We start from the raw sequence: 25,702 nt of genomic DNA on the forward strand, positions 1-25,702 counted from the left end.
CCGCTCCCGCGCTGCACGGATCACAGCCGGTGGTCCAGGGAGTGCACAGCTTCGCGGCCTAGGGTCGGTCGCGATGCCCTCGCCTCCGTCCACCGCGATGCGGATGGCCGCGCCTGCCCGGCGCCGCCCCGCCCGGCGGCCGTCCACGCGGCGGCGCCGCGGGACCGGCGACCGGAAGGACAACTGGTGGCCGCTGGTGATCGTCACGACGCTGGTGGTGGTCGGCATCGCCTGGGCGCGCTCGGCCGGCGACGTCCCCGCTGAGGGGACCTGCACCGTCGACGGCGGCTCGGTCACCGTGACCGCCGAGCAGGCGCGCCACGCGACCACGATCGCGCGGGTCGCGCGGGACCGCGGGCTGCCCGACCGGGCGGTCGTCATCGCCTTGGCCACCGCCCAGCAGGAGTCCGGCCTGCGCAACCTCGACTACGGCGACCGCGACTCCCTGGGGCTGTTCCAGCAGCGGCCCTCGCAGGGCTGGGGCACCCCCGAACAGGTGCAGGATCCCGTCTACGCCGCCGGCAAGTTCTACGACGGCCTGGTGCAGATCCCCGGCTGGGAGTCGGGCGAGCTCACCAGGGTCGCGGACGCGGTGCAGCGCAGCGCGTTCCCGCTCGCCTATGCCAAGCATGAGGACATGGCCCAGGAACTGACCGAGGCCCTGACCGCGAACACCCTCACCTGCACCTGAGCCGACGCGTTCACCGGCCCACGTAGGCCGCCAGGTGCTCGCCGGTCAGCGTGGAGCGGGCGGCGACCAGGTCGGCCGGCGTACCCTCGAAGACCACCCGCCCACCGTCGCGCCCGGCGCCCGGCCCGAGGTCGATGAGGCAGTCGGCGTGCGCCATGACCGCCTGGTGGTGCTCGATGACGATGACCGAGCGGCCCGAGTCGACGAGCCGGTCGAGCAGACCCAGCAGGTTCTCGACGTCGGCCAGGTGCAGACCCGTGGTCGGCTCGTCCAGGACGTAGACGCTGCCCTTCTCCGCCATCTGGGTGGCCAGCTTGAGCCGCTGCCGCTCGCCACCGGACAGCGTCGTCAGCGGCTGCCCCAGGCTCAGGTAACCCAGCCCGACGTCGACGAGCCGGTCGAGGATCGTGTGCGCGGTCGGAACGCGGACCTCGCCGCTGCCGAAGAACTCCTCGGCCTCGGCGACCGACATCGCGAGCACCTCGGCAATGTTCCGGCCGCCGAGCGTGTACTCCAGCACCGACGCCTGGAACCGCCTCCCCTCGCACTCCTCGCACGGGGACTCGACGGTGGCCATGACGCCCAGGTCGGTGAAGATGACGCCGGCGCCGTTGCACGTCGGGCAGGCGCCCTCGGAGTTGGAGCTGAACAGCGCCGGCTTCACCCCGTTGGCCTTGGCGAACGCCTTGCGGATGGGTTCCAGCAGCCCGGTGTACGTCGCCGGGTTGCTCCGCCGCGACCCGCGGATCGCGCCCTGGTCGACCACCACGACGCCGTCGCGGCCGGCGACCGAGCCGGTGCTGATCTTCCCCTTCGCTCCGCAAGCTTCGCGAACGAGCGAGCTCTTGCCGGAGCCGGCCACACCGGTCAGGACGCAGAGCACCCCGAGCGGGATGTCGACGTCCACGTCACGCAGGTTGTGCATCGACGCGCCGCGGACCTCCAGCGCACCGGACGGCGATCGCACCGCGTCCTTCACCGACGCCCGGTAGTCGAAGTGCCGGCCGGTGCTGGTGTCGCTGGTCCGCAGCTCCTCCACGGTGCCCTCGAAGCAGACGACGCCGCCGGCGGAGCCCGCGCCGGGGCCGAGGTCCACGACGTGGTCGGCGATGGCGATCATCTCGGGCTTGTGCTCGACGACGAGCACGGTGTTGCCCTTGTCGCGCAGCTGCAGCAGCAGACCGTTCATGCGCTCGATGTCGTGCGGGTGCAGGCCGATGGTGGGCTCGTCGAAGACGTACGTGACGTCGGTGAGCGACGAGCCGAGGTGCCGGATCATCTTGGTCCGCTGCGCCTCGCCGCCGGACAGGGTGCCCGCGGACCGGTCCAGCGACAGGTAGCCCAGCCCGATCTCGGTGAACGAGTCCAGCAGGTGCTGCAGCCCGGTCAGGAGCGGAGCCAAGGAGGAGTCCTCGAGCTCGCGGACCCAGTCGGCCAGATCGCTGATCTGCATCGCGCAGAGGTCGGCGATGTTCTCGCCCCTGATCCGCGACGACCGGGCCTCCGCGGTGAGCCGCGTGCCCTCGCACTCGGGGCAGGGCTGGAAGGTGATGACGCGCTCCACGAACGCGCGGATGTGCGGCTGCATCGCGTCGACGTCCTTGGAGAGCATCGACTTCTGGATCTTGGGGATGACGCCCTCGAAGGTGAGGTTGATGCCCTCGACCTTGATCTTGGTCGGCTCCCGGTAAAGGAGGTCGTCCAGCTCCTTCTTCGAGAACTTCCCGAGCGGCTTGTCCATGTCGAAGCCGGCGCCGCTGAAGATGCGCCCGTACCAGCCGTCCATGCTGTAGCCGGGCACCGTCAGCGCACCCTCGGCCAGCGACTTGTCCGCGTCGAACAGCGCCGTGAGGTCGAAGTCCGAGACCGAACCCATGCCCTCGCACCGTGAACACATGCCCCCGAGGTAGACCGCGTCGCGCACCACGGCCTTCTCGACCCGGCCGCCGGACTTCTCCGTGCTCATCACGCCGCTGGCCTTGCGGGTCGGCACGTTGAACGAGAAGGCGGTGGGCGGGCCGATGTGCGGCGTGCCCAGCCGGCTGAAGAGGATCCGCAGCATGGCGTTGGCGTCGGTCGCGGTGCCGACGGTGGAGCGCGGGTTGGCCCCCATCCGTTCCTGGTCGACGATGATCGCCGTCGTCAGCCCCTCCAGGAGGTCGACCTCGGGCCGGGCCAGCGACGGCATGAAACCCTGGAGGAAGGCGCTGTAGGTCTCGTTGATCAGCCGCTGCGACTCGGCCGCGATGGTCGCGAAGACCAGCGAGCTCTTCCCCGAGCCCGAGACGCCGGTGAACACGGTGAGCCGCCGCTTGGGCAACTCGACGCTGACGTCCTTGAGGTTGTTCACCCGCGCACCCAGCACGCGGATGACGTCGTGGCTGTCGGCGGCGTGCGTCGTGGTCGGCTCGGTCGTCGAAACGGTGGTCATCGGGTCTCCCTCGGTACGGGGGCGGTCGGGACGTCGGAGCTACGACCGGTCCGCGCCGCTCAACTGAGCTGCTGGAGGCGGATCATGTTGCCCGCGGGGTCACGGAAGGCGCAGTCCCGTACACCGTACGGCTGATCGGTCGGTTCCTGGACCACCTCGGCGCCGCCGCCCTCCAACGCGGCGAACGTGGCGTCGAGATCCCGGGTCGCGAGGTTGACGCCGAAGAAGCTGCCCTTGGCCATGAGCTCGAGGATGGTGCGCTGCTCGTCGTCGGTGAGGCCGGGGCTGGCGGTCGGGGGGTGCAGCACGATGTTCGTGTCCCGCTGCCCGGGCGGGCCGACGGTGATCCACCGCATGCCGCCGTAGCCGACGTCGAGGCGGACCTCGAAGCCGAGGACGTCGCGGTAGAACGCCAGCGAGGCGTCCGGATCGGTCTGCGGGAGGAAGCTGGAGTGGATGGTGATGTCCATGGCCGTCACGCTAGGGACGGCGGGGGCTCCCGTGCTTCTCGGATCCTGATCGATCACGGAGCCTGACCGGTCGGGTCACCTGCTTGGCCACGCACGAGGGCATGCCGGCGGTCGCCCGCGCCTGCTCGCGGCGGTAGACGCTGGGCGGCATCCCGACCAGCTCGGTGAAGCGGGTGCTGAAGGTGCCCAGCGACGAGCAGCCCACGGCGAAGCAGACCTCGGTCACGGTCAGGTCGCCGCGGCGCAGCAGTGCCATCGCCCGCTCGATGCGCCGGGTCATCAAATAGGCGTAGGGCGACTCCCCGTACGCCGCCCGGAACGCGCGGCTCAGGTGCCCGGCCGACATGTGCGCGCCCCGGGCCAGCGCCTCGACGTCCAGGGGCTGGGCGTACTCCCGGTCGATGCGGTCCTTCACCCGGCGCAGCCGGGCCAGGTCGCGCAGGCGCTGCTCCGCGATCGGTTCGCTGCCCACGCGCAGGATGCTGCCACGGCGGCGAAACGCGGTGGACCGCTCCGCTCCCCCGACGGAGGGAGACCGCCTCAACCCGCCGCGCCGGCGGGCCGACACCCTGGCATGACGATCGCACCCTCCACCCCGCCCCGTCCGGCCGTCGCCGCGGGTCCCCACGTCGCCGCGGTCGCCGACGTGACCGCCCTGCTGCCGACCCGCGAGGACCTGCTGGTCCGGCTCGACGAGACGCTCCCGGCCGCCCGACGGTGGCCGACCACGCTGCTAATCGTGGGTCTGCTGCGCCGCGACGACGGCTGGCCGACCCCCGCCACCACGCTGTCCGCCGTCACCATGCTGCTCGCCCGCTCGCTGCGCGGTGACGACTGGCTCGGGGCCTCGGGCGCCGCCGAGTTCGCCATCGTGCTCGCCGGTGACGAGAGCGCCGCCGAGGTCGCCGCCCATCGGCTGACCACCGCCGTCGCCGCGCTCGGCATCCCGGCTCTGACCGCGGCCGCCGGCATCGCACCGCTGCGCACCGGCCTGACCGCGAACGAGGTCTTCCGGCGCGCCGCGCTCAGCCTCACCGCCGCCCGGCGGACCGGTCCGACGACGGTGATCCGCTACCGCGAGCCCGTCTGAGCCGCCCGGCGGGCGGGCAGCGGGATCAGCCGGCCAGCCGCTCCACCGCGGCGTCGATGCGCTCGTCGGTGGCGGTGAGCGCCATGCGGACGTGCCGCGCGCCGGCCGGCCCGTAGAAGCTGCCGGGGGCGGCGACCACACCCAGCCCGGCCAGCCAGCCGATCGTCGCCCAGCAGTCCTCGTCCCGGGTGACCCACAGGTAGAGGCCGGCCTCGGAGTGGTCGATCCGCAGCCCGGCGGTGCGCACCGCCCCGGCCAGCCGGTCCCGGCGGGACCGGTAGCGGTCGCGCTGGGCGTCCACGTGCGCGTCGTCGGCCAGCGCCGCGGTCATCGCGGCCTGCACCGGGGTGGGCACCAGCAGCCCGAGGTGCCGGCGCACCTCCCAGACGCGGCGCACCAGCGCCGGGTCCCCGGACAGCAGGCCGCCCCGGTACCCCGCGGCGCTGGACTGCTTGGACAGCGAGTGGACGGCGAGCAGTCCGGTGTGGTCGTCGCCGGCGATCGCCGGGTGCAGCAGCGAGCGCGGCTCGACGTCCCAGCCCAGAGTCACGTAGCACTCGTCGGCGGCGACGGGCACACCGTGCGCGCGACCCCAGTCGACCCAGGCGCGCAGTTCGTCGTCGTCCATCACCCGGCCGTGCGGATTGCCCGGTGAGTTCAGCCAGACCAGGACGACGCCGTCGGCATCGGGCGGCGGGACGTCGGTCCGCCGGATCGTCAGTCCCGCGACCACGGCCCCGACCTCGTAGGTGGGGTAGGCGACGGACGGGATGAGCACGGTCCCGCCACCGGAGAGCCCGAGCAGGGTCGGCAGCAGCGCGACCAGCTCCTTGGAGCCGACCGTGGGGATCACCGACGGGTCGGCAGCGAGCGGATCGGCGACCGTCACGCCCAGCCGGCGGCTCAGCCAGCCGGCCGCCGCGGTGCGGAGTGCGGCCGTGCCCAGCGCGGCGGGGTAGCCCGGCGCGTTCCCGGTGGCCGCGAGCGCCTCCCCGAGCAGCGCCGGGGTGGCGTCGACCGGGGTGCCGATCGAGAGATCGACGACCCCACCCGGGTGCTGTGCGGCCCGCTCACGGGCTGCGTCGAGCGCGTCCCACGGGAAGTCCGGGAGGACGCGCGGTGCGCCGGGGAGCTGGGCGGTCAGTGCCCTTCGCCCTGGGGCGGGAGGGCCGCGACCAGGGGGTGGTCCTTGTGGATCTTGCCGGTCTTGGCGGCGCCGCCGGGGCTGCCCAGGTCGGAGAAGAACTCCACGTTGGCGTTGTAGTAGTCCTTCCACTTGTCCGGGACGTCGTCCTCGTAGTAGATGGCCTCGACCGGGCAGACCGGCTCGCACGCACCGCAGTCGACGCACTCGTCGGGGTGGATGTAGAGCATCCGGTCGCCCTCGTAGATGCAGTCCACCGGGCACTCGTCGATGCACGCCTTGTCGAGGACGTCGACGCAGGCCTCGGTGATGACGTAGGTCACGGTGGTTCCTCCCGGGGGACGGTGCGGGCGGCGATCGCTGGACGGTCGACCTCCTGAATTAGTATCACCCTCTCGCGCCCGGACGGCCGGGAAGGGTGCCCTTTCCTCGGCGCGCACCCCGTGGGGGGACGGCCGCGAACGGCGGGAGGAGCACGCGCGTGATCGACGTGCGGACCCTCGAGGAGGTCGCGGCCCGCACCTGGCGCGGCCTCGAGGAGGAGCGCCACGGCGACTGGCTGCTGCGGGCGGGCGGCGGCTTCAGCGGGCGGGCCAACTCCGTCCTGGTCGTCGGGCAGTCCCCCGGGCCGCTCCCGGACGCCGTCGCCTCCGTCTCGCGCTGGTACACCGACCGCGGCCTGCCGCCCCGGGCCCAGTTGCCCGGCCCGGCCGGCGCTGCCGACGCGGCGTTCGCCGCGGCGGGGTGGACGCGCGGCGAGGACGTCCTCGTCCTCACCGCCCCGCTGCCGGACCGGCCGGCTCCCGACGTCCCGGTGGAGCTCTCCCCCGCGCCCGACGACGCCTGGCTGGCCGGGTACCGCTACCGCGGCGCGGCCCTCCCGCCCCCGGCCCGGGCGGTGCTGACCCGCGCCGAGTGCCCGATGTTCGCCTCGGTGCGACCCGCTCCCGCGCCCGCACCACCGGCCGCCGTCGCCCGCGGGGCGGTCGCGGACGGTTGGCTGGTGATCACCGCCGTCACCGTCGCCGAGCAGTTCCGACGCCACGGGCTGGCCCGCGCGGTCATGGCCGCCCTCGCCGCCGCCGGGCGCGAGCGGGGCGCGCACTCCTGCCTCCTGCAGGTCAGCGACGACAACGAGCCGGCGCTGGCGCTCTACGCGCGGCTGGGGTTCACCGAGCACCACCGGTACCACTACCGGACCGCGCCCGCCTGACCGTCGGGGTGGCGAGAACCCGGCCGGCGGCGAAGGCCGCCGCGACCACGCCGCAGCCCAGGAACGCCAGACCCACCGCACCGGTCACGCCGGTACCGATCAGCACCAGGTCGCCCTCGGGACGGCGCACCGTGGCGGCCAGCGCCACGACCAGCCAGACCACGGCCGGCAGGACGGCGACCGCCCGGGAACCCGACAGCCGGTGCGCCAGCCGGACCAGCAGCAGATTGCCGGCCACGGCCCCGAGCACCGACAGGGGAACCGGTACCGGGCCCGCTTTGAGCGGCAGCCAGAACACCTCCACCAGCGCCAGCCAGGCAGCAGCGGCGAGCGCCAGCACCGCCCAGCCGGTCGTGACGGCGATCCGGGCGATCACCTGTCCGGACCGGCGAAGAGGTCGTCCTCCCAGCCGTGCGGACCGCTCCCCGGGCCGCGCTCGCCCCGCACCAGCCGGTAGTGCTCGACGGCGGCCAGCTCCAGCCCGAGGTTGTTCGACAGCGCGAAGAACGGGCCGTCCACGAGGATCTGGGTCGGGTGCGCCCTCATGGCGGCGTCCTTGTGGGCGGCGAACGCCCCGCCGTCCACCTCGGTGGTCACGACCTCGTCCGGCACGCCGAAGGGCAGGTCGTCGGCGCTCGTGGCCCCCTCGAAGAAGGTCGTGTCACCGGCGGCCGCCATGGCGTCGATGCCCTGTTGCAGGACCGAGCGCGGCATGGCGTTCCAGTAGACCTTGGCGATCGTCCACGCCGGGCCCAGGTCGGCCCGGAAGCCGGGGTCCGCGGCCAGGTCGGCCGCGCGCATCGCCACCCGGTGGGCCTGGATGTGGTCCGGGTGGCCGTAACCCCCGAAGTCGTCGTAGGTCACCAGCACCTGCGGCCGGATCTCGCGGATCACGGCGACCGCGTGCGTTGCCGCCTCGTCGAGGTCGGCGTTCCAGAAGGCGCGGGGGTGCTCGTTGGCCGGCGTCCCCATCATCCCGGAGTCCCGGTAGCGGCCGGCGCCGCCCAGGAAGCGGAAATCGGTGACGCCCAGCGCGGCCATGGCCGCCCGCAGCTCGCCGATCCGGTAGCCGCCGAGCTGGTCGGCCTGGTCGGCCGCCAGCTGGGCGAGCCCGGGGACGAGGATCTCCCCCTCCTCGCCCAGCGTGCAGGTGAGCAGGGTGACCGTGGCGCCCTCGGCGACGTAGCGCGCCATCGTGGCGCCGTTGTTGATCGTCTCGTCGTCGGGGTGGGCGTGCACGAACAGCACGCGCCGGTCAGCCATCACACCGTGATCCTGCCGGATCGCACCGCGGCCACGTGTCGGGCCCCTGGACGCGCAGGGGCCGTCGCACCTGCGCGGACGGCGTCCTCCCTCACCCGACGGCGTCCTCCCTCACCGCACACCATGAGGGAGGACGCGCTGGGATCAGGTCACCTGATCCCAGCGGTGGTCAGCCGGCGTCGACGGGGACGACGGTCCGCGCCTCGGCGAAGTGGCACGCCGCGGGGTGCCCCTGGCCGCGGTCGACCAGTGCCGGCGCCTCGGTGGCGCAGATGTCCTGCGCCTTCCAGCAGCGGGTGCGGAACCGGCAGCCCGAGGGCGGATCGGCCGGGCTGGGCACGTCGCCCTGCAGCAGGATCCGCTCCTTCTGCCCGCGCAGGTGCGGCTCGTGCACCGGCACCGAGGACAGCAGCGCCTGGGTGTAGGGGTGCGAGGGCGCCCCGTAGACCTGCGCGTCGGTGCCCTCCTCGACGACGCTGCCCAGGTACATGACCGACACCCGGTCGGAGATGTGGCGGACCACCGACAGGTCGTGGGCGATGAACACGTAGGACAGCCCGAACTCGTCCTGCAGGTCGCCCAGCAGGTTCACCACCTGCGCCTGCACCGAGACGTCGAGCGCCGACACCGGCTCGTCGCACACGATGACCTCGGGCTGCAGGGCCAGGGCGCGCGCGATGCCGATGCGCTGCCGCTGACCCCCGGAGAACTGGTGCGGGTAGCGGTTCACGTAGTCGGGGTTGAGCCCGACCCGCTCCAGGAGCTCGCGGGCCTTTTTCCGACGGTCCTTCCTGGGGACGATGTCGCTGTGCACCGCCCAGCCCTCGGCGACGATGTCACCGACGGTCATCCGCGGGTTCAGCGACGAGTACGGGTCCTGGAAGATGATCTGCACCCGGCGCCGGTAGTCCTTGAGCTCCCGCCGGCTCATCCGGGCGACGTCCTGACCGTGGAACAGGATCTGCCCGTCGGTCGGCTTCTCCAGGCCCATGAGCAGCTTGGCCACGGTGGACTTGCCGCAGCCGGACTCACCGACCAGACCCAGCGTCTCGCCACGGTTCAGCGTCAGGTCGACCCCGTCGACGGCGTGGACCTGGGCCACGACGCGCCGGGCGATGATGCCCGACGTCAGCGGGAAGTACTTGACCAGGCCCTTGACCTCGAGCAACGGGGACGGGTCGGGCGGGGAGAACGGATCACGCTGGGGCGCCGTTGCTCCGGGCACGGAGGACCTCCTCACGGTAGTGGCACGCGCTCGCGCGCCCGGGGGCGCCGACGGGCAGCAGCAGCGGGACGTCGACGGCGCAGTTCTTGCCCGGAGGCGCCCCCTCGAGGACGCGGCGGGGACAGCGCGGGTGGAAGGAGCAGCCGGACGGGATGCGGGACAGGTCCGGCGGCGTCCCCACGATGGGCCGCAGCCGGGTGCCCTTGTCCTCCACCGACGGCACCGACGCCATGAGTCCCTCGGTGTAGGGGTGGCTGGGGTCGGAGAAGACCTCGGCGACCGTGCCGGTCTCCACGACGGTGCCGGCGTACATGACGATCACCTTGTCGGCGACCTCGTTGACGACGCCGAGGTCGTGGGTGATGAGCAGCAGGCCCATGCCCGTCTCGTTCTGCAGGTCCTTGAGCAGGTCCATGATCTGCGCCTGCACGGTCACGTCGAGGGCCGTCGTGGGCTCGTCGGCGATCAGCAGCTTCGGGTCCAGGGCCAGCGCCATGGCGATCATGACGCGCTGGCGCATGCCCCCGGAGAACTGGTGCGGGTAGGAGTTCGCCCGGCGACGCGCATCGGGGATGCGCACCCGCTCCAGCAGCTCGACCGCGGCCTCGCGGGCCTCCTTGCGGCTGGTCCCCCGGTGGGCCCGGAACATCTCGGCGATCTGGGCACCCACGGTGAACACCGGGTTCAGCGACGACAGGGCGTCCTGGAAGATCATCGAGATGCCGGGGCCCCGGACGGCGCGCTGCTCCTCGGCGGTCGAGGTGAGCAGGTCACGGCCCTCGAAGAGCACCCGGCCGTTGGTGATGTGGCCGGGTGGGGTGTCCAGGATCCCCATCACCGCCTGGACGCTGACGGACTTGCCGGATCCCGACTCGCCGAGGATCGCCACGGTCTCGCCGGGCGACACGGTGTAGCTGATCCCGTTGACGGCGTTGACGACCCCCTTGGGGGTGCGGAACTCGACGGCCAGGTCGTCCACCTCGAGCACGGGGGCGGACTCTCCGGACGACCTGCCGGACGGCATGGCGGACGACATCGCGGACGACGTGGGAATCACCGCTGCTTCGGGTCGAGGGCGTCGCGCAGGGCGTCGCCGATGAGGATGAAGGAGAGCACGGTCAGCGAGAGGAACGCGCTCGGGAAGAAGATCAGGTGCGCGGCCTCGCGCAGCCGGTTCTGCGCCGAGTTGATCTGCAGGCCCCAGGAGATCTCGGGCAGCTGCAGACCGATGCCGAGGAACGTCAGCGTCGCCTCGGCGGCGATCAGCGTGCCGATGTAGATCGTCGAGTAGACGAGCACCGGCGCGATGGCGTTCGGGAGGATGTGCCGCACCATGATCCGCCAGGTGGAGGCCCCCAGCGCCCGGGCGGCCTGCACGTAGTCGGCCTCCTTGACCGAGACGACGGTGGAGCGGACCAGCCGCATCGCGGTCATCCAGCCGAAGACGATCAGTGCCAGCGCCACTTCCCGCACCCCGCGGTCGGGCAGCACCGCGAGCAGGATGAACGCGCCGAGGATCAGCGGCAGGCCGTAGAAGATGTCGGTGACGCGGGCCAGCAGGTTGTCGAGCCAGCCGCCGTAGTAGCCGGCGAGGGCGCCCACGACGACGCCGATGATCAGGGTGCCGAGCATCGCCAGGATGCCGATGGTCACCGACACCTTGGCGCCGTACACGACGTTGGCGTAGTAGTCGCAGCCCTGGACGTCGTAGCCGAACCACGCCTGCGCGCTCGGGCCGTCCGCCGACCGCGACAGCTGGCAGGCCCGCGGGTCGGTGTTGGTGAACAGCTGCGGGAACGCGGCCATCACCAGGAAGACGAGCAGCAGGAAGGCACCGATCAGGAAGAACGGGTTCTTCCTGAGGCTCTTCCACGCGTCCGACCACAGGCTGGCCTCGGCGAGGGGCGCATCGCCCCCGGCCTCCGCCTCCAGGGTTGCGGTCACGCGCTCGGTCTGAGGGTCAGTCATAGCGGATCCTCGGGTCCAGCAGGGCGTACAGGACGTCCACCACCAGGTTGAAGAAGATGTAGAAGAAGACGAACAGCGTCACGATGCCGACGACGACCGAGCCCTCCTGGCGCAGGACCGCGTCGTACACCGCCCGCCCCAGACCCGGGATGTTGAAGATCGACTCGGTCACGATGGCCCCGCCCATCAGCGCGCCGATGTCGGCGCCGATGTAGGTGACCACCGGGATGAGGCTGTTGCGCAGCGTGTGCTTGCCGATGATCACCGAGGGCTTGAGGCCCTTCGCCCGCGCCGTCCGCACGTAGTCGGCCTGCAGGTTGTCCGCGAGGCTCGTCCGGGTCAGGCGGGCGACGTAGGCCAGCGACAGGCTGGCGAGCACCAGACCCGGCAGCAGGTAGCTGTACCAGCCGTCGTTGATGCCCGACGTCGGGAACAGCCCCCACTTCAGCCCGAAGAGGTACTGCGCGATGAAGCCCAGGACGAAGACCGGGACCGAGACGATGAGCGTCGTCGAGATCAGCACCACGTTGTCGAACCAGGACCCGCGGCGGATACCGGCCAGGATGCCGGCGAGCAGACCGATGACCGCCTCGAAGAGGACCGCCGCCGCCGCGAGCTTGGCGGTGACCGGCAGCCGCTGCTCGATGGTGTCCCAGACCGGCCGGCCGGAGAAGTCCGTGCCGAAGTCACCCTGGACGAGACCACCGACGTACTTCCCGTACTGCAGCCACAGCGGGTCGTCGAGGTTGTAGTCGTCCCTCAGCTGCGCCTGCACGGCTGCCGAGAGCGGGCGGTCCCCGGCGAGCGCGCGGATCGGGTCGCCCGGGAGCGCGTAGACCATCGCGAAGATGAGGAACGAGGCCCCGATCAGGACCGGGATGGTGAGCAGGAGCCGCCGGGCGACGAACCGGCCCATGGCACTGCCTCCTGGAAGTCGTGAGTGTCCGGCCGACGGGCCGGGACAAGGCTAGGCCCCCCGACGCGCAGGTGCGCCCGGTCCCGCAGGACCGGACGCACCTCCGCAGCGAGGGTGTTGCTGGGCAGTCGTCAGTCGTTGACGGTGACGGCTGCCGTGTCGACCCGGCCGAACGCGTCGATGACGACGTTGCTCACGCGGTCGGAGTGCGCGCCCTGGTTGAGCCGGTAGAACAGCGGCGCAGCCGGCAGGTCCTCGATCAGGATGTCCTCGGCCGCCTGGTAGGCCTCGATGGCCTCGTCGACGGAGCCGGCTGAGTTGCCCTCAGCCAGCGCCTCGTCGAATTCCGGGTTGCTGTAGAAGGTCGTGTTCGACCCGGCCGGCGGCAGGGCTGCCGTCGAGTACAGCGGGCCCAGGAAGTTCTCCATGACCGGGTAGTCCATGATCCAGCCGGCGCGGAACGGGCCGGTCATGCCCTGTGCGTCCTGGAGCGGGAGGTACTCGGCGAACTGCAGGTCACCGCGCAGCTGGTACTCCACATCCAAGTTCTCCCGGATCTGGTTGCCGACGGCCTGCATCCACTCCTCGTGGCCACCACCGGCGTTGAACCACAGGTCCACCGGCTGGCTGCGGTCGAAGCCGGCCTCGTCCAGCAGGCGGTTGGCCTCGTCGACGTCCAGCTCGCAGACCTCGCACGCGTCGTCCCGGTACCCCTCGACGACGGGGCTCACGTAGGAGGTCGCCGGGGTGCGGGTGCCGTTGAAGATCGCGTCGGAGATCGCCTGCCGGTCGATCGCCATGGAGAACGCCTTGCGGACGTTCGGGTCGGCGAAGCGCTCGTCGTAGGTCGGGAAGCCCAGCGAGGTGATGTCACCCTGCGCCGTCTCGAGGTAGCGGTCGCCGAACTCGTCCTGCGCGGACACGATGGCGTCCGGCGGGAGCTGGTCGACGATGTCGAGCGAGCCGCCCTGCAGGTCGGTGTAGGCGGTGTTCTGCTCGGTGTAGACCCGGTACTCGACCGCGTCGGCCTGGGCCTCGTCCTCGCCGGCGTAGTCCTCGTACTTGGTCAGCGTGATGCCCTGACCCTCGACGAAGGGCTCCTCCGCCTGGAACGGGCCGTTGCCGATCGGCTGCTCGCCGAAGCCCTCGGGGTCCTCGAAGAACGCCTCGGGCATCGGGTAGAAGGCGGTGTAGCCGACCGTGGTGGGCCACTGGGCGTAGGGCGCCGACAGCGTGACCTCGAAGGTCTGGTCGTCGATGACCTCGAGGCCGCTCAGCTCCTCGGCCGCGGGCGGCTCACCGGTGGGCTCGCCGTTCTCGTCCTCGGGGGCCTGCAGGTCCTCGTAGCCCTCGATGTTGCTGAAGAAGTACGAGTTGCCCTGGGCGTTCGGGCTGTAGGCCGTGTAGTTCCAGGCGTCGACGAACGACTGGGCCGTCACCGGGGTGCCGTCGTGGAAGGTCCAGCCGTCGTTGAGCGTGACGGTCCAGGTCTGCTGGTCCTCGGACTCGATCGACTCGGCGACACCGTCGAAGGTGGCCTCGTTCGTCTCGTTGTCGTAGTTGACCAGCCCGGTCCACAGCGAGTCGACGACCTGGCCGCCCTCGGTCTCCGTCGTGTTACCGGGGATGAGCGGGTTCTCGGGGTCGCCGATGTACATGCTGAACTCGCCGCCGCCGTCGGCCGATGAGCCGCCGGAGCCGGAGCCGTTGTCGTCGCCGCCGCCACAGGCGGAGAGCAGCATCGCGCCGGCCAGGGCCAGGGCGAGCGCACCGGGGCGCTTGTTGAGCTTCACGTAGAGGGCCTCTCTCATTCCGCGGCTGCGGAGTCTCGGACTGGTCGGCCAGGAGCCGGCGCGCGAGGCGTGGCTTCCCGGCGATCGTGTGTCGGACATGCACGTGTACGGGCGGAGAACCCGACGTGCACGGGGAGCAACGCTAGGCACCCTCCGGGGTGCTTGCTACCGACGTCATCCATTTGTGACCTGCGGCCGGTGCCTCACGGACGCCGGAAGCTGTGCGTGGAGTGGCTCCACCGACCGGATGCGCTCCGGCGCCCGGGCCGTCCGTCCGGACCATTTGCGGGCCACGTCATCCCGCTGACGGCGGCCCGCCAGGTGTCGCAGCCGATGGCGGCGGGTAGTGGAGGGTCGGTACGCGTCGACGAGAGGGCGTGCTGATGAGCAACGAGGACAAGACGAACAACAAGATCGAGGAGCTCGGCGGCAAGGCCAAGGAGGCGGTCGGCAACGCGACGGACGACAAGGACCTCCAGGCGTCCGGCAAGAAGGACCAGTCGAAGAGCAACCTCAAGCAGGCCGGCGAGAAGGTCAAGGACGCCTTCAAGTAGGCCCCACGACATCCACCACGGAGGCCGCACCCCGACCGGGGTGCGGCCTCCGTCGTGTTCAGGAGCGGCTGAGCAGGTCCCGCACGGCGGGGAGCAGGGGGCGGTCGGCGGCGATCCAGTCGATGCCGTCCAGCTCGTCGGCACCCACCCACCGGAGCGCGGCGTGCTCGTGGGCGACCGGCTCCCCGGAGACGACCCGCCCTGACCACACCCGCATCGTCGAGGCCCCGCGCGGTCCCCCGGCGACCACGCCGTCCAGCGGCACCTCCCCGAGGAAGTCCCCGGGTTCCACGACCACGCCCAGCTCCTCGGTGCACTCGCGCACGAGCGCGGCGAGGTCGGACTCGCCGGGATCCACCTTCCCCCCGGGGAACTCCCAGCAGCCGTCGTACGGGCCACCCGAGCGCTGGGCCACCAGCACCCGGTCGCCGTCGACCAGTGCGGCGCCGACCACCTGGACGACGCCGTGTGCGCGTGACCGGGCGGCCGCCGCATAGGCGTCCAGGTGGGTCCGCATGGCCCGCTCGAGCCGTCGGCCCAGCAGCCGGTCGGCCACCGCACCCAGCGGACCGGGCAGGCCGGTCCCGCCGTCGATCCGCTCATCGACGCGCGTGCCCTCGGGGGTGGCGGTGAACCGGCGCGCGTGGGTCACCCAGCGCCTCCCCGCCCCGGGCCCCGCGACGTGGACGTCGCAGTACGGGCGCTCGGACTCGACCTCCGTCAGCGGCGCCGGCCAGGGCCGTCCCAGGGTGCGGGCGACGTCGAAGGCCACCGTCAGCGGCGCCTCCACCAAGGTGGTGAAACGCAGCCGGAACACACGGCCACTGTTCCAGACCACGGCAGGATGGCCTCCGTGCGCATCAACGCCCGGGTCGACTACGCCATCCGAGCAGTCGTCGAGCTCGCCGCGGTCGCGCCGGACTCCATGACCGCGGACGCCATCGCCACCGCCCAGGGCATCCCGAGCCGTTTCCTCCAGGCGATCCTCACCGACCTGCAGCGGGCCCGGCTGGTCACCAGCCAGCGGGGCCGGGACGGCGGGTACCGGCTGGCCCTGCCGGCCTCCGAGATCTCGATCGCCCGGATCATGCGGATCGAGCAGGGATTCCTCGCCGAGGTGCACGGTCAGCGCCCCGAGGACGTGACCTATCCCGGCGCCGCCGCCACCCTCGCGCCGGTGTGGGTGGCGGCGCGGGAGGCCTACCGCCGGGTCCTGGAGGGCGTGACCGTCGCCGACGTCGTCAGCGGCCGGCTCCCCGAGCACGCCGCCGAACTGGTCGCGATCGACGAGGCCTGGCGCTCCTTCCGCAGCTGACCGCCGTCCTCCGGGTGCTCCACGGCGCCGCGGTGTGAGCCGCTCCACGCCACCGCCCCGGGCCGGCTGTGGCACCATCGACCTGTGACCGGTCGCGGCGTGCTCCTCGTTGCCCGGCTGCACATCGATCTCGCGCGCGTCTCCAGCGCCGCCTGTCACGCCTCGCGCTGACCCAGGCCCCTCCCGCGCAGCATCCACTGCGCATCGACCCGGCAGCGCCCTCCCGATCCGCGGCTGCTGCCGTACCGGGGAAGGCGCAGGAAGAAGTACCGAGACGTGACGACCCCCACCCGCACGAGCAACCGCCCCAAGCGCGGCGAGGGCCAGTGGGCTCTGGGCTACCGTGAGCCGCTCAACCCGAACGAGCGGATGAAGAAGGACTCCGACGGCCTCGAGGTGCGCCAGCGGATCATCGACATCTACTCCAAGACCGGCTTCGACGGCATCGACCCCGGTGACCTCCGCGGCCGGATGCGCTGGATGGGTCTGTACACCCAGCGCGCCCAGGGCATCCCCGGCGGCAAGACCGCCGTGCTGGAGCCCGAGGAGCTCGAGGACAAGTACTTCATGATGCGCGCCCGCATCGACGGCGGGCAGCTGACCAGCGACGCGCTGCGGGTCATCGGCGGCATCAGCACCGACTTCGGCCGGGACGTCGCCGACGTCACCGACCGGCAGAACGTGCAGTACCACTGGATCCGCATCGAGGACGTGCCCGAGATCTGGCGCCGGCTCGAGTCGGTCGGGCTCAGCACCATGGAGGCCTGCGGCGACGTGCCGCGCGTGATGCTCGGCTGCCCGCTCGCCGGCATCCTCGAGGACGAGGTCCTCGACGCCACCGACGTCATCGCGGAGACCGTCGAGAAGTACGTCGGCAACCCGGAGTTCAGCAACCTCCCGCGCAAGTGGAAGACCTCGATGTCGGGCTGCGTCGACCACTGCACCGAGCCCGAGATCGACGACGTCTCGTTCGTCGGCGTCGTGAACGAGGCCGGCGAGGCCGGCTACGACCTCTGGGTCGGCGGCGGCCTCTCCACCAACCCGATGTTCGCGCAGCGGGTCGGCGTCTTCGTCCGCCCCGACCAGGTGACCGAGGTCTGGGCCGCGTGCACCAGCGTCTTCCGCGACTACGGCTACCGCCGGCAGCGCAACCGGGCCCGCATCAAGTTCCTCATGGCCGACTGGGGGCCGGAGAAGTTCCGCCAGGTGCTGCAGGACGAGTACCTGCACGCCGCCCTGCCCGACGGCCCCGCTCCCGCGCCGGCCAAGCACGACCAGCGCGACCACGTCGGCGTGAGCCGGCAGAAGGACGGTCTCAACGCCGTCGGTTTCGCGCTGCGCACCGGGCGGATCACCGGGTCGCTGCTGACCACGATCGCGAAGCTGGCCGACGAGTACGGCCAGGGCCGCATCCGGACGACGACGCAGCAGAAGCTGGTCATCCTCGACGTCCCGGACGAGAAGGTGGAGGCGCTGGTCGCCGCCCTCGCCGAGCACGACCTGCAGGTGCGCCCCAGCGCCTTCCGCCGCGGCACGATGGCCTGCACCGGCCTGGAGTTCTGCAAGCTCGCGATCGTGGAGACCAAGCAGCACGCCCAGGACCTCTACGCGGAGCTGGAGAAGCGGCTCCCGGACTTCGACGTCCCGATCGGGATCAACGTCAACGGCTGCCCCAACAGCTGCGCCCGCTTCCAGACCGCCGACATCGGGTTCAAGGGCTCGATGGTCAAGGACGACACCGGCGAGATGGTCGAGGGCTTCCAGGTGCACCTGGGCGGTCACCTCGGCGTGGAGGCGACCTTCGGGCGCAAGTTCCGCGGCCACAAGGTGACCAAGGCGGAGACGGCCGACTACTGCGAGCGGGTGCTGCGCGGCTTCCTCGACCGCCGCACGCCCGGCGAGTCCTTCGCCCACTACGTGTCGCGCGCCGAGGAGGATTGGCTCCTGTGACCGAGGAGGCGGACGCGGGAAGGACCCGGCAGCTGCCGGTGTTCCACTGCCCGTACTGCGGGGACGAGGACCTCACCCCGTACGAAGGTGAATCGGCCGACGGCTGGCGTTGCAGCGCTTGCCTCCGGGCGTTCTCCGTCCGCCTGATCGCAACGGGAGTGCAGCACTGATGACGACCGCCATCGCAGCGACGCCGGAACTGGCCGCCGAGGCCGACGCCCGCTTCGGCGCCATCGCCGACCCGGTCGAGCAGGCGCTGGCCGCCCTGCAGTGGGCCGGTGAGACCTTCGGCGACCGGTTCGCGATCACCTCGTCCATGGCCGACGGTCTGCTCGCGCACCTCGCCAGCCGGGCGATCCCCGGGGTGCACGTGATCTTCCTGGACACCGGCTTCCACTTCGCCGAGACGATCGGCACCCGCGACTGGATCACCGGCGTGCTGCCCGTGACGCTCGTCAACGTCACCGCGCCGCAGACCCCGGCGGAGCAGGAGCTGTCCTTCGGGCCGAAGCTCTACGAGCGCGACCCCGACCTGTGCTGCGCCATGCGCAAGGTCGAGCCGCTGGCGAAGACCCTGTCTGGCTACACGGCCTGGGGGTCGGGCGTGCGCCGCGACGAGTCGGCCACCCGTGCCGACACGCGCCTGGTCGACTGGGACGCCAAGCGCGGCATGGTGAAGGTCAACCCCATCGCCGCCTGGACCCAGGCCGACGTCGACGCCTACATCACCGAGCACCAGGTACCGGTCAACCCGCTGTTCGAGCTGGGCTACGGCTCGATCGGCTGCGCGCCCTGCACCCGGCCGGTGGCACCGGGCGAGGACCCCCGCGCCGGCCGCTGGGCGGGCTCGACCAAGACCGAGTGCGGGCTGCACACCTGAGCTGACGGCATGCCCCGGCCTCCCCGGCTCTCCCCCGACGCCGTCACCGCCGCGCTCGCCGGCCTGCCGCTGTGGTCCGGGGACGCCGGCGGGCTGCGCCGCTCCGTCGAGCTGCCGAGCTTCCGGGACGCCGTCGCCGCCATCGTCGCGATCGCCGACGTGGCGGAGGAGCTGGACCACCACCCCGACGTCGACCTGCGCTGGCGCACCCTCCACCTGGTGCTGGTCAGCCAGTCCGAGGGCGGGGTGACAGAGCTGGACCTCCAGCTCGCCCGGCGCATCGACGCGCTGCTGCCGGGCTGAGCGCCGGTCCCGGGCCGCGCTCAGCCGCCCAGCGGGCAGAACACGTCGACCCGGTAGCCGTCCGGATCGGCCACCGTGGCGTAGCGCTGACCCCAGGGCGCATCGTAGGGCTGCTTCACCACCGTGTGCCCGGCGGCGACGACCCGTGCCACCGTCCGGTCGACGTCATCCGGCGACCCCGTCCTCATCGCGAAGCCGGCGACCGTGCCCGGTCGCGGCGGCTCGCCGTAGAGCTCGGTCATGACGGACGCGTCGTCGATCATCAACCGGACGCCGGAGTCGTCCTCGGCCTCCAGATGCGGGTCTCCGGGGGCCGACTCCGGGAACCGAAAGCCGAGGAGTTCGTAGAAGGCCCGGGCGCGCCCGAGATCCCCTGCGCTCACCGCCACCGCGTAGATCGTCATGCCCGGTGGTGTACACCCGCCTACCGACAGGATTTCAGCCGCCGACGGGGAGGACCAGCAGGCCCGAACAGCCGGTCGGCCTCCTCGTTCCGCCGCACCCTCGAGCGACCCTGGCGCCGTAGCCTGCGCCGCAAGTACCGGGCGCTCCTTCTGGACGTGTACGGCACGCTGGTGCACGAGGACGACGACATCCTCCGCCCCATCTGCGAGCAGGTCGCCGAACTGGGGGGCGTCGAGGCCGGCGCCGTGGCGCATGAATGGTGGCGGCTGTTCCGCGAGGCCACCGTCGCTGCCTACGGTGACGCCTTCCGCCTGCAACGTGACCTGAGCCAGGACACGCTCGCGGAGACGATGCGGCTCTTCGGAGTGCACGGTGATGCCGTCGCGCTGTGTCGTGAGCAGGTGAACTTCTGGCGGTTTCCGCCGATCTTCGAGGACACCCCGCCGTTCCTGGAGGAGGTCCGGGTCCCGGTGTGCATCGTCTCCAACATCGACCGGCACGACCTGGAGTCGGCGATGGCGCATCACGGGATGGTCGTGCAGGCGGTGGTGACCAGCGAGGATGCGCGCGCCTATAAGCCGCGTCCCGAACCGTTCGCGCGTGCGTTGAGCGCACTCGGCCTGCGGCCCGAGGACGTGCTGCACGTCGGTGATTCGCCGTCGGCCGACGTCGGAGGTGCAGGAGCACTGGGCATCGACACGGCCTGGATCAATCGCTCGGGTCGGCGTCCTCCGGAAGGCTGCCGGCCTACGATCACCGTCTCCTCCCTCCGAGAGCTGCTCCTGCGGCTCCGGGGATGAGCGGCTCAGCTACGCCTGCGCGCGGACCCGCCTGGGCTGCTCAGCTCTCGACCGGGAGCACCAGCAGACCGAACAGGCGGTCGGCCTCGGCGTCGGGGTCGACCGTGAGCCCGGTGTGCACCGGCCCGGGCTGGATGACGGTGCTGCGCGGGGCGGTCAGCCAGCGGAACCGCGAGCCGAGCGCCTCCCGGCCGGCCGCGCCCGCGCCCGGATCGGCGGCGCACACGTCCGCCGCTGCCTGCAGCGCCCTGCCGATCGCGGAAGCGTCGGCCGTGGGATCCAGCGCGCGCAGCCGCTCGGGGTCGAGGTGGACCCGCGAGCCGAGGTAGTCGCGCTGGCGGCAGTAGACGAGGACGCCGGCGTTGAGGAACTCCCCGCGCTCGACGCGCGGCACGACCCGCAGCACCGCGTACTCGAACGTCTCCCTGGGTGTCGTCGCGCTCATCGCTGGGTGACCCCTTCCGGCGGCGGAGGCCCCAGCCACGACGGCCGGTTCTCCCCCCGCGGCGTCCGGCGCCGGCCCCCTCCCCCGGCCTCGGCGGCCGCGACCAGCCCCGGCAGCCAGGCGTCGCGGGCGGCCAGCCGGGCCAGCAGCTGCTCGACGTAGCGGACGCGCAGCTCGGCAGGGGGGTCTCCCTGGAGCCACTCGTCCGGCACCTGTGCCAGCACGCCGTCGAGCAGCTCGTGGGTGACCAGCGGCGCCAGCGCGGCCTCGGCGGCGGGCACGTCGGGCGCGCACTCGATCAGCGCGTGCGCCGACGCGTCGTAGGGCCGGGCCACCGCCGCGGCCGCTCCCGGCCAGTGGTGGTGGAAGGTCAGCGCGGCGCCGTGGTCGATCAGCTGCAGCCGGTCGTGCCAGAAGAGCATGTTCGGGTTCCGCCAGGAGCGGTCGACGTTGCCGATCAGCGCGTCGAACCACAGCACCCGCCCGGCGAGCCCGCCGTCGACACCGTCGGCGCCGGCCTCGAAGTCCAGCGCCCCCGGCAGGTAGTCCAGGCCGAGGTTGGTGCCGGCGGAGCGCTGCAGCAGCTCCTGCACCTCGACGTCCGGTTCCCCCACGGCGAGTTCCGGCGCGACGTCCACGGTCACGAGCGCCGGCACCGGCAGTCCCAGCGCCCGGGCCAGCTCGCCGCAGACCACCTCGGCGACGAGCACGTTGACGCCCTGTCCGGCCGCCCGCCACTTGACCACGTAGATGCCGAGGTCGTCGGCCTCCATGAGCCCCGGCAACGAGCCACCCTCGCGCAGCGGGGTGACGTAGCGGGTGGCGGTGACGGCGGCGAGCACAGTGCGGGCGACCCTACCGGGCGGCGGACCGCCAGTAGCCCGACATCAGCTCGTGCGACCAGGCCGGCTGCCGCACCTCACCGCGCGGTGCGAACTCGGCCAGGTACGGCTTCACGTCGAGGACCGGCGTGCCGTCGATCGCGTCCAGCGCATGCACGCTGAGCGTGAGGCCGTCGACGCCGAGCAGCCGGCACACGCTGACCCCGATCCGGTTGGGCCGGCCCTTCGCGCGCTGGGCGAAGATGCCGACCCGCGGCCAGTCGGGGTTGTTCCGCGGGTGCCGGGCCCGCAGTTCCACCCCGGCCGGGTCCACGCGGTCGAAGACGTACACGACCTCCACGTGGGAGAACTCCGACAGGCCCTCGAGGACGTCGGGGGTGAAGCGGTCGGCGTCGAGCGTGATCATCGCCGTCACGGTGTCCCAGTCGTCGTCCAGCGGCTCGGTGCGGGGAGAGGCGACGCGGCCGATCGGGGTCATCTCCATGCCGGCAGCCTGCCAGCCGGGCGCCCGGTCCCGAGCGGGGCGAGACTGCACGACGTGGGACTCCTCCGCGCGACCGATCCGGCGGCGCTGGCCGATGCGCCGCTCACCTACGCCGAGGTCGGCGGCACGGGTGCGGCGGAGTTCCCCACCGGCTACCGGTCGGCCGTCCACTCCAGGGTCGTCGGCTCCGGCCGGGCGGACTTCGAGCGCGCGGTCGCCGCCGTGTTCGACTGGCGCGCCCAGCGCAGCGTCGGGTTCCGGGTGCGCGCCGACGGTCCGGCGCAGCGGCCCGGCACCGTCGTCGTCCTCACCGCGGGCGTGCCCCGCCTCGGCTACGACCTGCCCTGCCGGGTGGTCTGGTCGCAGACCGACGGCGACGAGCGCGGGTTCTCCTACGGCACGCTGGCCGGGCACCCGGAGAGCGGCGAGGAGCGGTTCACCGTCCGGTTGCTCCCCGGTGGCGACGTCGTCTACGAGATCCGGGTGTTCTTCCGCCTCGCCTCCCCCGCTGCCCGACTGGCCGGACCGCTGAGCCTGGCGCTGCAGCGGCTGGGCACGCAGCGGTACCTCGCCGCGATCGGCAGCGCGGCGCGCGGCTGACCCACCGCCGGCACGTCCGCCGTCACCGATGAGTCCACGGCCGCCGGCTGGTCGGTACTGCACATCCACCGGGGCAGGGAGCAGACGCATGGGGCTGGCAGCGGACGTCGAGGCGGTGGTCGCCGCCGCGGTGGCCCACGGGCAGGTGCCCGGGGCGGCCTGGCGGGTGGACCGCGGCGACGAGGTCGCCGTGGGAGCGGCGGGCACGCACACGCCCGGCGGGGACGACGCGGTGCGCGCCGACGCCGTCTTCCGGCTCTCCTCCACCACCAAGCCGGTGGTCGCCGTCGCGGCCCTGACCCTCGTCGACGCCGGTCTGCTCGACCTCGACGGACCGGTGGACCCGCACCTGCCCGAGCTGGCCGGCCGGGTGGTGCTGGCCGACCCGGCCGACGCGTCGGCCGGTACCGTGCCGGCCCGCCGGCCGATCACCGTGCGGGACGTCCTGACCTTCCGGCTGGGACTCGGGATGGACTTCACCGCCCCTTGGCCGACACCGACGCTGGCCGCGCTGGCGGCCACCGGTCTGCCGGCCGGCCCGCCGCAGCCGCAGGCCGCACCGCCGCCGGGCGAGTGGCTGCGCCGCGTGGCCACGGTGCCGCTGGCGTACCAGCCCGGCGAGCGCTGGCTGTACCACCTGGGGGCCTCGGTGCTGGGCGTCCTGGTGGCCCGGGCGGCGGGCAGGCCGCTGCCGGAGGTGCTCGCCGAGCGGGTCCTGGAGCCGCTGCGCCTGTCGGACACGGGCTTCGGCGTGCCTCCCTCCGCGCGGAGCCGGCTGGGGCCGCACTGGACGCCGCCGGACGAGCACGGCCATCGGGAGTGCTACGACCCGCCCGACGGGCAGTGGAGCCGGCCCCCCGCCTTTCCCGACGGCGGCGACGGGCTGGTCTCCACGGTCGACGACCTCGCGGCCGTCGCCGCGATGCTGCGGCGCGGTGGGCGTGCACCGGACGGCCGGCCCGTCCTCCGGGAGGCCACGGTGGCGGAGATGCTGACCGAGCAGGTCGGCCCCGTGGACGACGAGGGCGGCGGCTGGGGGCTGGGGCTGGGCGTGCGGCGGACCGACGAGCCCGGTGGCCGGTCGGCCGGCTCCTACGGCTGGGACGGTGGGCTGGGCAGCTCGTGGTGGACCGATCCGCGCACGGGGGTGTCGGCGGTGCTGCTGACCAACCAGATGTGGTCCTCCCCCACCCCGCCGCCGCTGTTCGACGCGTTCCGGGCGGTCGCCTTCGGGGCGCGGTAGACGTCCGCGCTAGACGTCCCGCCGCTCCAGCAGCACGGCGCCCACGACCCAGGCCCCGACGGCCCAGGCCGCCACGACGCCCATCCCCACCGGCCAGCTGGTCGGCACCGAGAAGAAGGCGTCCTGGCCCACCCGCAGCATGGGCAGCGCCTGCGACAGCCGCTCGGCCCACCGCGGACCGGACAACGCCAGCACGGGCGGCAGGACGAGCACCAGCGCCGTCCCCACCATGACCGCGCCGGCCGTGGACCGCAGCACCGCACCCAGGGCCACGCCCAGCACCCCGACCAGCGCCGTGGCCACGATCTGCAGGCCGAGGGTGCGCAGCACCGCCGGATCGGTGGGCGCGACACCACCGGGGACCGCGGTGAGCGTGCGAGCGGCCAGGAAGCACCCGGCGGCGAGCACGACGCCGAGCTGCAGGCACCACCCGGCGATGGCGACCGTCTTGGCCAGCAGCAGCCGCGTGCGCCGGGGGACGGCGGTGAGGGTGCTGACCGCGCTGCCCGAGGCGAACTCCGCGGTGACGGCGAGCACCCCGACCACCAGCAGGGCCAGCTGACCGACCCCGAAGCCGATCAGCGCCGTCTGGACGGCGGTCTCGGGCCGGTCCGCGGTGTCGGTCCCGGCGGCGGCCAGCGCCCCGGCGGCACCGACGGCGAGCACGAACACCGCCGTGGCCCACCCGGTGGAGCGCACCGACCACAGCTTGGTCCACTCGCTGCGCAGCACCGCCGAGAACGGGACGCCCCGGCTCACGGAACGGCCGCCCGGTACTCGACCTCGTCGCCGGTGAGACCGAGGTAGGCGGCCTCCAGCGAGGCGGTCACCCGGGTCAGCTCGTGCACCCGGACACCGGAGAGGAAGGCGACGTCGCCCACCTGGTCGGGGTCCAGGCCCTCCACCCGCAGCGAGCCGTCGATCTGCAGCTCGATGGTGGCACCGGCGCGCTGCAGGGCCGCGGCGAGCACCGGCGCCTGCGGGCTGCGCACCCGGACGGCGGAGTGGGCGCCCAGGAGGTCCTGCATCGGTACGTCGGCCAGCAGCCGGCCCCGCCCGAGCACCACCAGGTGGTCGGCGGTGTCCTCCATCTCGCTCATCAGGTGGCTGGAGACCAGCACGGTCCGCCCCTCGTCGGCGAGGTCGCGCAGCAGCTCGCGCACCCAGCGGATCCCCTCGGGGTCCAGCCCGTTGACCGGCTCGTCCAGGAGCAGGACGTCGGGGTCGCCGAGCAGCGCGGCCGCGAGGCCGAGCCGCTGCCCCATGCCCAGGGAGAAACCGCGCACCCGCTCGTGGGCGACGCTGCCCAGCCCGACCAGCTCGACGACGTCGTCCACCCGGTGGGCCGGCAGGGCGTTGCTCCGGGCCAGGGCCAGCAGGTGGGCGTAGGCGGTGCGCCCGGGATGACGGGCCCGCGGGTCGATCAGCGCGCCCACCCGCCGCATCGGGTGGGCCAGCTCCCGGTACGGCCGGCCGAGCACCCGCGTCGTCCCCGAGGTGGGGCGGGTGAGCCCGAGGATGCAGCGCATCGTCGTCGTCTTGCCCGAGCCGTTGGGGCCGAGGAAGCCCGTGACCCGGCCCGGGTGGATGGTCACGGTGAGGTCGGAGACGGCGACCCGGGAGCGGTACTCCTTGGTCAGCGCCACGACCTCGATCACGGGCGACAGCATGGCCAGC

31 protein-coding genes are annotated in these 25,702 nt (G+C 72.7%); 12 read left to right on the forward strand and 19 right to left on the reverse strand.

All coding sequences use genetic code 11. From position 1 onward, the window contains the following. The first annotated feature begins 73 nt into the window (after positions 1 to 73). A complete protein-coding gene (locus RM425_RS12825) occupies positions 74 to 691 on the forward strand; it encodes a hypothetical protein (RefSeq protein WP_311345602.1) in 618 nt (205 codons plus the stop codon). Between the two features lie 10 nt (positions 692 to 701). Here the strand turns inward: RM425_RS12825 and RM425_RS12830 are convergent, their stop codons facing one another. From RM425_RS12830 to RM425_RS12840, 3 genes are read right to left on the reverse strand one after another with little or no spacing between them, the layout of a single operon-like run. Continuing rightward, on the reverse strand, positions 702 to 3,122 hold the full coding sequence (locus RM425_RS12830) for an excinuclease ABC subunit UvrA (RefSeq protein WP_311345603.1): 2,421 nt from the start codon (positions 3,120 to 3,122) through the stop codon (positions 702 to 704). Between the two features lie 59 nt (positions 3,123 to 3,181). Next, entirely contained in the window at positions 3,182 to 3,592 is a 411-nt protein-coding gene (locus RM425_RS12835; protein ID WP_311345604.1) for a VOC family protein, read from the reverse strand. A 10-nt stretch (positions 3,593 to 3,602) separates the two neighbouring features. Then, entirely contained in the window at positions 3,603 to 4,064 is a 462-nt protein-coding gene (locus tag RM425_RS12840; protein ID WP_311345605.1) for a helix-turn-helix transcriptional regulator, read from the reverse strand. Between the two features lie 102 nt (positions 4,065 to 4,166). On the opposite strand from RM425_RS12840, the gene RM425_RS12845 reads away from it, so the two are divergent. Continuing rightward, entirely contained in the window at positions 4,167 to 4,682 is a 516-nt protein-coding gene (locus tag RM425_RS12845) for a nucleotidyl cyclase domain-containing protein (protein WP_311345606.1), read from the forward strand. A 25-nt stretch (positions 4,683 to 4,707) separates the two neighbouring features. Here RM425_RS12845 and dapC read toward each other — a convergent pair whose 3' ends face one another. Next, positions 4,708 to 5,826, reverse strand: a complete 1,119-nt coding sequence (gene dapC, locus RM425_RS12850; protein WP_311345685.1) for a succinyldiaminopimelate transaminase — start codon at positions 5,824 to 5,826, stop codon at positions 4,708 to 4,710. Further along, the gene (gene fdxA, locus RM425_RS12855; RefSeq protein ID WP_311345607.1) at positions 5,823 to 6,149 is read right to left on the reverse strand and encodes a ferredoxin; all 327 of its coding nucleotides are present in this window, start codon (positions 6,147 to 6,149) and stop codon (positions 5,823 to 5,825) included. The genes dapC and fdxA overlap by 4 nt, the downstream gene beginning before the upstream one ends. Positions 6,150 to 6,307: 158 nt before the next feature. Here fdxA and RM425_RS12860 point away from each other — a divergent pair, with 158 nt between their 5' ends. Beyond that, positions 6,308 to 7,039: a GNAT family N-acetyltransferase gene (locus tag RM425_RS12860; RefSeq protein ID WP_311345608.1), complete on the forward strand. Its 732-nt coding sequence runs from the start codon at positions 6,308 to 6,310 to the stop codon at positions 7,037 to 7,039. Here the strand turns inward: RM425_RS12860 and RM425_RS12865 are convergent. The 7 genes from RM425_RS12865 to RM425_RS12895 form a co-directional block, all read right to left on the reverse strand. Next, positions 6,996 to 7,415, reverse strand: a complete 420-nt coding sequence (locus tag RM425_RS12865) for a hypothetical protein (protein ID WP_311345609.1) — start codon at positions 7,413 to 7,415, stop codon at positions 6,996 to 6,998. The two genes, RM425_RS12860 and RM425_RS12865, sit on opposite strands and share 44 nt — an antisense overlap. Further along, positions 7,412 to 8,302: an N-acetyl-1-D-myo-inositol-2-amino-2-deoxy-alpha-D-glucopyranoside deacetylase gene (gene mshB, locus RM425_RS12870; RefSeq protein WP_311345610.1), complete on the reverse strand. Its 891-nt coding sequence runs from the start codon at positions 8,300 to 8,302 to the stop codon at positions 7,412 to 7,414. The genes RM425_RS12865 and mshB overlap by 4 nt, the downstream gene beginning before the upstream one ends. A gap of 169 nt (positions 8,303 to 8,471) precedes the next feature. After that, positions 8,472 to 9,527, reverse strand: a complete 1,056-nt coding sequence (locus RM425_RS12875) for an ABC transporter ATP-binding protein (protein WP_311345611.1) — start codon at positions 9,525 to 9,527, stop codon at positions 8,472 to 8,474. Further along, positions 9,499 to 10,515, reverse strand: a complete 1,017-nt coding sequence (locus RM425_RS12880; RefSeq protein WP_311345612.1) for an ABC transporter ATP-binding protein — start codon at positions 10,513 to 10,515, stop codon at positions 9,499 to 9,501. The genes RM425_RS12875 and RM425_RS12880 overlap by 29 nt, the downstream gene beginning before the upstream one ends. Before the next feature lie 65 nt (positions 10,516 to 10,580). After that, entirely contained in the window at positions 10,581 to 11,495 is a 915-nt protein-coding gene (locus tag RM425_RS12885; RefSeq protein WP_311345613.1) for an ABC transporter permease, read from the reverse strand. Beyond that, entirely contained in the window at positions 11,488 to 12,411 is a 924-nt protein-coding gene (locus RM425_RS12890; RefSeq protein WP_311345614.1) for an ABC transporter permease, read from the reverse strand. Before RM425_RS12890 ends, RM425_RS12885 begins: the two co-directional genes overlap by 8 nt. 131 nt (positions 12,412 to 12,542) lie before the next feature. Beyond that, positions 12,543 to 14,222, reverse strand: a complete 1,680-nt coding sequence (locus RM425_RS12895) for a peptide ABC transporter substrate-binding protein (protein ID WP_311345615.1) — start codon at positions 14,220 to 14,222, stop codon at positions 12,543 to 12,545. Between the two features lie 365 nt (positions 14,223 to 14,587). Between RM425_RS12895 and RM425_RS12900 the strand changes: the two genes are divergently transcribed. Then, entirely contained in the window at positions 14,588 to 14,758 is a 171-nt protein-coding gene (locus tag RM425_RS12900) for a CsbD family protein (RefSeq protein WP_311345686.1), read from the forward strand. Between the two features lie 58 nt (positions 14,759 to 14,816). Here the strand turns inward: RM425_RS12900 and RM425_RS12905 are convergent, their stop codons facing one another. Beyond that, positions 14,817 to 15,575, reverse strand: a complete 759-nt coding sequence (locus RM425_RS12905) for a (deoxy)nucleoside triphosphate pyrophosphohydrolase (RefSeq protein ID WP_311345616.1) — start codon at positions 15,573 to 15,575, stop codon at positions 14,817 to 14,819. Positions 15,576 to 15,602: 27 nt separating this feature from the next. Between RM425_RS12905 and RM425_RS12910 the strand changes: the two genes are divergently transcribed. The 5 genes from RM425_RS12910 to RM425_RS12925 all read left to right on the forward strand — a co-directional run bounded on the left by RM425_RS12910 (position 15,603) and on the right by RM425_RS12925 (position 19,206). After that, a complete protein-coding gene (locus RM425_RS12910; RefSeq protein WP_311345617.1) occupies positions 15,603 to 16,073 on the forward strand; it encodes an RrF2 family transcriptional regulator in 471 nt (156 codons plus the stop codon). 99 nt (positions 16,074 to 16,172) lie between these two features. Then, on the forward strand, positions 16,173 to 16,244 hold the full coding sequence (locus RM425_RS21675; RefSeq protein ID WP_396137046.1) for a putative leader peptide: 72 nt from the start codon (positions 16,173 to 16,175) through the stop codon (positions 16,242 to 16,244). Positions 16,245 to 16,349: 105 nt separating this feature from the next. Then, positions 16,350 to 18,023, forward strand: coding sequence for a nitrite/sulfite reductase (locus tag RM425_RS12915; RefSeq protein ID WP_311345618.1), 1,674 nt, complete (start codon positions 16,350 to 16,352; stop codon positions 18,021 to 18,023). Positions 18,024 to 18,192: 169 nt separating this feature from the next. Next, a complete protein-coding gene (locus RM425_RS12920; protein ID WP_311345619.1) occupies positions 18,193 to 18,903 on the forward strand; it encodes a phosphoadenylyl-sulfate reductase in 711 nt (236 codons plus the stop codon). 9 nt (positions 18,904 to 18,912) lie between these two features. Beyond that, the gene (locus tag RM425_RS12925; RefSeq protein ID WP_311345620.1) at positions 18,913 to 19,206 is read left to right on the forward strand and encodes a 4a-hydroxytetrahydrobiopterin dehydratase; all 294 of its coding nucleotides are present in this window, start codon (positions 18,913 to 18,915) and stop codon (positions 19,204 to 19,206) included. Positions 19,207 to 19,226: 20 nt separating this feature from the next. On the opposite strand, the gene RM425_RS12930 is transcribed toward RM425_RS12925, so the two are convergent. Further along, entirely contained in the window at positions 19,227 to 19,610 is a 384-nt protein-coding gene (locus RM425_RS12930; protein ID WP_311345621.1) for a VOC family protein, read from the reverse strand. Between RM425_RS12930 and RM425_RS12935 the strand changes: the two genes are divergently transcribed. After that, positions 19,503 to 20,411: an HAD family hydrolase gene (locus tag RM425_RS12935; protein ID WP_311345622.1), complete on the forward strand. Its 909-nt coding sequence runs from the start codon at positions 19,503 to 19,505 to the stop codon at positions 20,409 to 20,411. The two genes, RM425_RS12930 and RM425_RS12935, sit on opposite strands and share 108 nt — an antisense overlap. Positions 20,412 to 20,451: 40 nt before the next feature. On the opposite strand, the gene RM425_RS12940 is transcribed toward RM425_RS12935, so the two are convergent. The 3 genes from RM425_RS12940 to RM425_RS12950 are packed head-to-tail and all read right to left on the reverse strand — an operon-like array spanning position 20,452 to position 22,182. Next, complete coding sequence (locus tag RM425_RS12940; RefSeq protein WP_311345623.1) at positions 20,452 to 20,856, reverse strand: DUF3037 domain-containing protein; 405 nt, start codon at positions 20,854 to 20,856, stop codon at positions 20,452 to 20,454. Beyond that, complete coding sequence (locus tag RM425_RS12945) at positions 20,853 to 21,698, reverse strand: HipA family kinase (protein ID WP_311345624.1); 846 nt, start codon at positions 21,696 to 21,698, stop codon at positions 20,853 to 20,855. Before RM425_RS12945 ends, RM425_RS12940 begins: the two co-directional genes overlap by 4 nt. A gap of 13 nt (positions 21,699 to 21,711) precedes the next feature. Continuing rightward, positions 21,712 to 22,182: an SAM-dependent methyltransferase gene (locus RM425_RS12950; protein WP_311345625.1), complete on the reverse strand. Its 471-nt coding sequence runs from the start codon at positions 22,180 to 22,182 to the stop codon at positions 21,712 to 21,714. Between the two features lie 54 nt (positions 22,183 to 22,236). Between RM425_RS12950 and RM425_RS12955 the strand changes: the two genes are divergently transcribed. Further along, entirely contained in the window at positions 22,237 to 22,782 is a 546-nt protein-coding gene (locus RM425_RS12955; protein WP_311345626.1) for a DUF1990 family protein, read from the forward strand. Between the two features lie 88 nt (positions 22,783 to 22,870). Further along, a complete protein-coding gene (locus RM425_RS12960; RefSeq protein ID WP_311345627.1) occupies positions 22,871 to 24,025 on the forward strand; it encodes a serine hydrolase domain-containing protein in 1,155 nt (384 codons plus the stop codon). A gap of 9 nt (positions 24,026 to 24,034) precedes the next feature. Here the strand turns inward: RM425_RS12960 and RM425_RS12965 are convergent, their stop codons facing one another. After that, the gene (locus RM425_RS12965; RefSeq protein ID WP_311345628.1) at positions 24,035 to 24,784 is read right to left on the reverse strand and encodes an ABC-2 transporter permease; all 750 of its coding nucleotides are present in this window, start codon (positions 24,782 to 24,784) and stop codon (positions 24,035 to 24,037) included. Continuing rightward, on the reverse strand, positions 24,781 to 25,683 hold the full coding sequence (locus RM425_RS12970; RefSeq protein ID WP_311345629.1) for an ABC transporter ATP-binding protein: 903 nt from the start codon (positions 25,681 to 25,683) through the stop codon (positions 24,781 to 24,783). The genes RM425_RS12965 and RM425_RS12970 overlap by 4 nt, the downstream gene beginning before the upstream one ends. Between the last annotated feature and the right edge of the window lie 19 nt (positions 25,684 to 25,702).

The sequence above is a fragment of the Blastococcus goldschmidtiae genome, from assembly GCF_031845325.1.
GTDB lineage: Bacteria > Actinomycetota > Actinomycetes > Mycobacteriales > Geodermatophilaceae > Blastococcus > Blastococcus goldschmidtiae.

Coding starts and splice junctions, on each gene's coding strand:
- RM425_RS12825 (WP_311345602.1), top strand. CDS start 74: ATGCCCTCGCCTCCGTCCACCGCGATGCGGATGGCCGCGCCTGCCCGG.
- RM425_RS12830 (WP_311345603.1), bottom strand. CDS start 3,122: ATGACCACCGTTTCGACGACCGAGCCGACCACGACGCACGCCGCCGAC.
- RM425_RS12835 (WP_311345604.1), bottom strand. CDS start 3,592: ATGGACATCACCATCCACTCCAGCTTCCTCCCGCAGACCGATCCGGAC.
- RM425_RS12845 (WP_311345606.1), top strand. CDS start 4,167: ATGACGATCGCACCCTCCACCCCGCCCCGTCCGGCCGTCGCCGCGGGT.
- mshB (WP_311345610.1), bottom strand. CDS start 8,302: ATGGCTGACCGGCGCGTGCTGTTCGTGCACGCCCACCCCGACGACGAG.
- RM425_RS12885 (WP_311345613.1), bottom strand. CDS start 11,495: ATGACTGACCCTCAGACCGAGCGCGTGACCGCAACCCTGGAGGCGGAG.
- RM425_RS12890 (WP_311345614.1), bottom strand. CDS start 12,411: ATGGGCCGGTTCGTCGCCCGGCGGCTCCTGCTCACCATCCCGGTCCTG.
- RM425_RS12895 (WP_311345615.1), bottom strand. CDS start 14,222: ATGAGAGAGGCCCTCTACGTGAAGCTCAACAAGCGCCCCGGTGCGCTC.
- RM425_RS12900 (WP_311345686.1), top strand. CDS start 14,588: ATGAGCAACGAGGACAAGACGAACAACAAGATCGAGGAGCTCGGCGGC.
- RM425_RS12910 (WP_311345617.1), top strand. CDS start 15,603: ATGGCCTCCGTGCGCATCAACGCCCGGGTCGACTACGCCATCCGAGCA.
- RM425_RS12920 (WP_311345619.1), top strand. CDS start 18,193: ATGACGACCGCCATCGCAGCGACGCCGGAACTGGCCGCCGAGGCCGAC.
- RM425_RS12925 (WP_311345620.1), top strand. CDS start 18,913: ATGCCCCGGCCTCCCCGGCTCTCCCCCGACGCCGTCACCGCCGCGCTC.
- RM425_RS12935 (WP_311345622.1), top strand. CDS start 19,503: ATGCGGGTCTCCGGGGGCCGACTCCGGGAACCGAAAGCCGAGGAGTTC.
- RM425_RS12930 (WP_311345621.1), bottom strand. CDS start 19,610: ATGACGATCTACGCGGTGGCGGTGAGCGCAGGGGATCTCGGGCGCGCC.
- RM425_RS12940 (WP_311345623.1), bottom strand. CDS start 20,856: ATGAGCGCGACGACACCCAGGGAGACGTTCGAGTACGCGGTGCTGCGG.
- RM425_RS12950 (WP_311345625.1), bottom strand. CDS start 22,182: ATGGAGATGACCCCGATCGGCCGCGTCGCCTCTCCCCGCACCGAGCCG.
- RM425_RS12960 (WP_311345627.1), top strand. CDS start 22,871: ATGGGGCTGGCAGCGGACGTCGAGGCGGTGGTCGCCGCCGCGGTGGCC.